Below are 4,896 nucleotides of genomic sequence, written 5' to 3' on the forward strand. Positions count from 1 at the left end.
ATCGCGCAGAACAAAAAGGCGCGACACGATTACTTCATCGAGCATAAGTTCGAGGCTGGTCTGGTCCTGGCCGGCTGGGAAGTAAAAAGTCTGCGGGCAAGCAAGCTGCAACTGGTCGACAGTTACGTGCTGCTCAAGGATGGCGAAGCATGGCTGCTCGGCAGTCACATCACGCCTCTGATGACCGCCAGCACCCATGTCATCGCTGACCCGACGCGCACGCGCAAATTGCTGCTCAACCGCCGCGAGCTAGAAAAACTCGCCGCTGCTGTGCAGCAAAAGGGTTACGCCTGCGTATGCCTGTCCTGGTACTGGAGCAAGCACATGGTCAAGTGCGAGATTGCTCTGGGCAAGGGCAAGAAGGAATACGACAAGCGTGACACCGAGCGCGAACGTGACGCAGGTCGTGAGCTGCAGCGCGCGGTGCGCAACAAGGGCAAGGAAGATTAATTTTCTGCCTTTAGAGCGTATTCGCGAGCAAGCTCGCTCCCACCTTGGAATGCATTTCAAATGTGGGAGCGAGCTCGCTCGCGAAAGCTATAGCAGCATCACCACAGAAACAACTGATCACATACCCTTGCGCCGCTCCGCCCGAGCCATGCGCTGAACCTCCTGCCGCACCTCTTCCAGCACTTCCTGCACATACAGAATGTGCCGACTGGAAACTTCCCGCGCCTGCTCCGCATGCCCTTCAATAATCGCCAGATACAATTCCCGATGCTGGGTAATCAGCATGTCGCGGGTTTCCGTACGCTGCTTGTACATGCCACCGATGTTGGTCACGACGTTGCGCTTGAGCAGATCAAACAACCCGCGAATCGTGTGCAACAACACTGCGTTATGACTGGCCTCGGCAATCGCCAGATGAAACTTCGCATCCGCCGCGCCCTCTTCCGTCCGGCTCACTTCGTCATGACGCGAATAGCAATCCTGTAGCTCTTCGAACGCGGCAGTCAGTCGTTCGCGATCCACATCGGTGGCGCGCAAGGCTGCGTAATACGCGCACGAAGCCTCCAGGGTGTGGCGAAACTCCAGCAGATCGCGCTGCGCTTCGGGGTTGCTTTCGAGCAATTGCAGCAGTGGATCGCTGAACGTCGAACCCAGCGACTCCACCACATAGTTGCCACCGCCCTGCTTGCTGATCAGCAAACCCTTGGCGGCCAGCTTCTGAATCGCTTCGCGCAACGATGGGCGCGATACGCCAAATTGTTCTGCCAGCGTGCGCTCAGCCGGAAGCCGCTCACCGGACTTCAGCGTGCCTTCAAGGATCATCCCCTCGAGCCGCTCGACAATATCGTCAGACAAACGGCGCTGACGTATCTGATCAAACCCCATAACTCACTTCTCCACGAGCCCGACCGCTCGCCGGGCTCTCTATTCTGGCCTATCGGCGCCTTCACGACACCTACCAGACAACGATCGCTCGAGCAGATCAGATCCGTTCTGCACCGCTGATTCGGCAAAAATTTCGGGGCGGCAAATTGACACACCCATATCAAGGCTTTTACCCTAGCCAACAGCGATTGTAAATTGGTCTTACCAATTAACCAAGAACGCTGACAGTGCCTGACCAACAACAATTAGGGGCCACCCCATATGCAAACCTGGCAACAGATCTATAGCCCGCTCGGCAGTCTCGGCGTCTCCGCACTTGCGGCCGTCATTCCCATTATTTTCTTCTTCCTCGCTCTGGCGGTGTTCCGCCTCAAAGGTCATGTAGCCGGCAGCATCACGCTCGCCCTGTCCATCGCCGTGGCCATTTTCGCCTTCCAGATGCCGGTCGACATGGCTTTTGCCGCCGCCGGGTATGGCTTCGCCTATGGACTTTGGCCGATCGCATGGATCATTGTCGCGGCGGTTTTCCTCTACAAACTGACGGTCAAAAGTGGTCAGTTTGAAGTCATCCGCAGCTCGGTACTGTCGATCACAGACGACCAGCGCTTGCAGGTGCTGCTGATCGGCTTCTGCTTCGGCGCGTTCCTGGAAGGTGCCGCTGGTTTCGGTGCGCCGGTCGCGATTACTGCGGCACTCCTTGTGGGACTGGGTTTCAACCCACTTTACGCCGCAGGCCTGTGCCTGATCGCCAACACCGCGCCAGTGGCGTTTGGTGCACTGGGAATACCGATCATCGTGGCCGGCCAAGTGACAGGCATCGACGCGTTCAAGATCGGCGCCATGACCGGTCGCCAACTACCGCTGCTGTCGCTGTTCGTGCCGTTCTGGCTAGTGTTCATGATGGACGGCATTCGCGGCGTGCGTGAAACCTGGCCGGCAGCACTGGTTGCGGGCCTGAGCTTCGCCATCACTCAATACTTCACTTCGAACTTCATAGGCCCGGAACTGCCGGACATCACCTCGGCCCTGGCCAGCCTGATCTCCCTGACCCTGTTCCTGAAAATCTGGCAGCCAAAACGCACGGCTGGTGCGCAAATCGCCGACACTACGTCCAGCGCCGCCATCACCAGCAGTGTCGGTGGTTTCGGCCAAAAGCGCACCACTGTGGTTTCGCCTTACAGCCTCTGGGAAATTTTCATCGCTTGGTCGCCGTTCCTGATCCTCACCGTGCTGGTGACGATCTGGACGCTCAAACCTTTCAAAGCCATGTTCGCCGCTGGCGGCTCGATGTACGCGTGGGTGTTCAACTTCGCGATCCCGCACCTTGATCAACTGGTGATCAAGACTGCACCGATCGTGGCCGCACCGACCGCCATTCCAGCCGTGTTCAAACTTGACCCGATTTCCGCGACCGGCACGGCGATTTTCTTCTCCGCGCTGATCTCGATGCTAGTGCTGAAGATCAATTTCAAAATTGGTCTTACCACTTTGAAAGAGACCTTCTATGAATTGCGCTGGCCAATCCTGTCGATTGGCATGGTGTTGGCGTTCGCATTCGTCACCAACTATTCCGGCATGTCCTCGACCATGGCCCTAGTGCTGGCGGGTACTGGCGCAGCGTTCCCGTTCTTCTCGCCGTTCCTGGGCTGGCTGGGCGTGTTCCTCACCGGTTCCGATACCTCGTCCAACGCCCTGTTCAGTTCGCTGCAAGCCACCACCGCGCACCAGATCGGCGTCAGCGACACCCTGCTGGTCGCGGCGAACACCAGCGGCGGCGTAACCGGCAAGATGATCTCGCCACAATCAATCGCCGTGGCCTGCGCCGCGACCGGCCTGGTCGGCAAGGAATCGGATCTGTTCCGCTTCACCCTCAAGCACAGCCTATTCTTTGCAACGATTGTCGGGCTGATCACGCTGGCTCAGGCCTACTGGCTCACCGGCATGCTGGTGCATTAAACCTACAAGAAGACTACAAGCGACAAGGAAATAACCGACGCCGGTTCGTGATTCCGGCGTCAGCAATTCACAACCCGGTCTGTAAGGCTGCTGAAAGCAACGCTCTTTATATTCAGCAGCCTCAGCGGACGGATAACCGGGACAACCCGGAGAAACGCCTGATGAGCGAGCTTTTTTACAACGCTGTGCCGAACGCGACCCGCGTGGCACCGCCACTGCCCGAACCTCGGCAATACCCCAGCGAGAAACCGCCACGGGTCTACCTGTTCGGGACGTGTGTGGTCGACCTGTTCTACCCTGAAGCCGGAATGGACGCGATCCACTTGCTGGAGCGCGAAGGGATTCGGGTCGATTACCCACAAGGGCAAAGCTGCTGCGGGCAACCGGCCTACACCTCCGGTTACACCGAGCAGGCACGGACGGTGGCGCGCTCACAACTGGCGCTGTTCGCCGGGGATTATCCGGTGGTGGTGCCATCGGGCTCCTGCGCTGGCATGTTGCGCGAACACTACGCCGACTTGTTCAAGGACGAGCCGCAAACGTTGCAACAGGTTCAGGCCCTCGCGGCACGAACCTACGAATTGGCAGAGTTCCTGCTGTTCGTCTGCAAGGTGCAGCTCAAGGACTGCGGCGAGCCGGTAAAAGTGGCGCTGCACACGTCGTGTTCGGCACGTCGCGAGATGAACACCCACCTGCACGGCCGCGAGTTGTTGGCGCAGTTGAGCAACGTGGATCGGGTCAACCACGATCACGAGAGTGAATGCTGTGGCTTCGGTGGGACATTCAGCGTCCGAATGCCAGACATTTCCGGCGCGATGGTGGCTGACAAGACCCGGGCGTTGAAGGAATCCGGCGCACATACGGTTTTAAGTGCCGACTGCGGCTGTTTGATGAACATCAACGGCTCGCTGGAGAAACAACAGGAAGCGTTGCGCGGCCAACATTTAGCGAGCTTCCTCTGGCAGCGAACCGGAGGTGCGCAATGAGCGCTTCCGCGATTATTCCTACGGTCGCCGTAGAAGAAGATTTCCGCACCCGGGCGCACAACGCCTTGGGTGATCCGCAGTTACGGAACAACTTCCGCACTGCCATGGATTCACTGATGACCAAGCGGGCAGCGGCTTTTGGCGATGCCCACGAAAGAGAACATTTGCGCGCACTGGGCAATTCGATCAGAGCCCGCGCGCTCTCCAAGTTGCCCGACCTGCTCGAGCAACTTGAACAGAACCTGACCCGCAACGGTGTGACAGTGCACTGGGCGGAAACGGTGGACGAGGCCAATGGCATCGTCTTATCGATCATCCGCGCTCACGAGGCGCGGCAAGTGATCAAGGGCAAATCGATGGTCAGCGAAGAGATGGAGATGAACCATTTCCTCGAGGCTCAAGACATTGAATGTCTGGAGTCCGATATGGGGGAGTACATCGTCCAGCTCGACCACGAGAAGCCTTCACACATTATTATGCCGGCGATCCACAAGAATGCCGGTCAGGTCGCGTCCATGTTCCACGACAAACTTGGCGTGGAATACAACAAGGACGTTGACCAACTCATTCAGATCGGTCGCAGAGTCCTGCGGCAGAAATACTTCGAAGCGGACATTGG

The 4,896-nt window shown here is 58.1% G+C and carries 5 protein-coding genes; 4 read left to right on the top strand and 1 reads right to left on the bottom strand.

The features are described 5' to 3' along the window. A partial coding sequence (gene smpB, locus ACIQVE_RS28785) for an SsrA-binding protein SmpB (protein WP_402815238.1) occupies nucleotides 1-450 on the top strand: 450 nt, incomplete at its 5' end. Nucleotides 451-567: 117 nt separating this feature from the next. Here smpB and ACIQVE_RS28790 read toward each other — a convergent pair. Further along, on the bottom strand, nucleotides 568-1,335 hold the full coding sequence (locus ACIQVE_RS28790) for an FCD domain-containing protein (protein WP_402815240.1): 768 nt from the start codon (nucleotides 1,333-1,335) through the stop codon (nucleotides 568-570). 261 nt (nucleotides 1,336-1,596) lie between these two features. Here ACIQVE_RS28790 and ACIQVE_RS28795 point away from each other — a divergent pair, with 261 nt between their 5' ends. The 3 genes from ACIQVE_RS28795 to ACIQVE_RS28805 form a co-directional block, all read left to right on the top strand. Beyond that, nucleotides 1,597-3,291: a lactate permease LctP family transporter gene (locus ACIQVE_RS28795; RefSeq protein ID WP_402815242.1), complete on the top strand. Its 1,695-nt coding sequence runs from the start codon at nucleotides 1,597-1,599 to the stop codon at nucleotides 3,289-3,291. Nucleotides 3,292-3,452: 161 nt separating this feature from the next. Then, nucleotides 3,453-4,277: a (Fe-S)-binding protein gene (locus ACIQVE_RS28800; protein WP_402815244.1), complete on the top strand. Its 825-nt coding sequence runs from the start codon at nucleotides 3,453-3,455 to the stop codon at nucleotides 4,275-4,277. After that, a partial coding sequence (locus ACIQVE_RS28805) for an LUD domain-containing protein (RefSeq protein WP_402815246.1) occupies nucleotides 4,274-4,896 on the top strand: 623 nt, incomplete at its 3' end. The genes ACIQVE_RS28800 and ACIQVE_RS28805, both read left to right, overlap by 4 nt.

This window comes from Pseudomonas sp. NPDC098747 (assembly GCF_044760045.1).
Lineage (GTDB): Bacteria > Pseudomonadota > Gammaproteobacteria > Pseudomonadales > Pseudomonadaceae > Aquipseudomonas.